Here is a 695-nt window from a genome sequence, read left to right as displayed (position 1 = left end):
GGCCCCGGCCGCGCTCTACCGCAAGCTGGCGCTCACCGCCATCCTCGCCACCGACATGGACGGCGCCGCCGGCTACCTGGCGCAGGCCCAGGCCCGCACCGGCCCCGACCCGCTCGAGCGCGCCCGGCTCCTGCTGGTGCAGGCCCTCTACCACTGGCACTGGCACGAGCTCGAGCAGGCCGCCGCCGAGGCCCACGAGGCCCTGCAACTCGCCGAGGCCCAGGGCGCCGGGGTGGAGGTCCAGCAGGCCTACGAGCTGCTCGCCCTCTCCTACTTGCCCATGGGCCGCTGGGAGGAGGGCCTGCGCTACGAGCTCAAGCGCGGGCTGGCCGGCTGGTCGCCGGAGGTGGCCCTGGCCACCGACGCCCACCTGTGCCTGTGGGAGTACCACATCTACGGCGAAGACCCCTACCAGCAGGCCCGGGCCTTCATCCGCCAGGTGCAGGAGCACGCCCAGGCCGTGGGCGACCTGCGCTGCGTGGCGGTGTGCCACTACGCGCTGGGGAGCATGGAGTTCCTGCGCACCAACCTCCAGGAGGCCGCCCGCCACCTGGGGCGCGCCCTCGAGCTCCACCACCGCATCGGCTCCCCGGCCGGCGAGGCCTACACCTTGGCCCGCGAAGCCCTCCTCCACACCGCGCGGGGGGAGCTCGAGGCCGGCTGGCGGGCGGTGGAGCGGGGCCTCGAGGCCGCCG

1 protein-coding gene is annotated in these 695 nt (G+C 75.4%); it reads left to right on the top strand.

Going from position 1 to position 695, the window contains the following annotated elements; genetic code table 11:
* A partial coding sequence (locus MEICH_RS29560) for a hypothetical protein (protein ID WP_036219745.1) occupies positions 1-695 on the top strand: 695 nt, incomplete at both ends.

The sequence above is a fragment of the Calidithermus chliarophilus DSM 9957 genome (genome assembly GCF_000430045.1).
GTDB lineage: Bacteria > Deinococcota > Deinococci > Deinococcales > Thermaceae > Calidithermus > Calidithermus chliarophilus.
The sequence above is the reverse complement of the archived record's forward strand: the minus strand, read 5'-3'. Positions and strand labels throughout refer to the sequence as shown.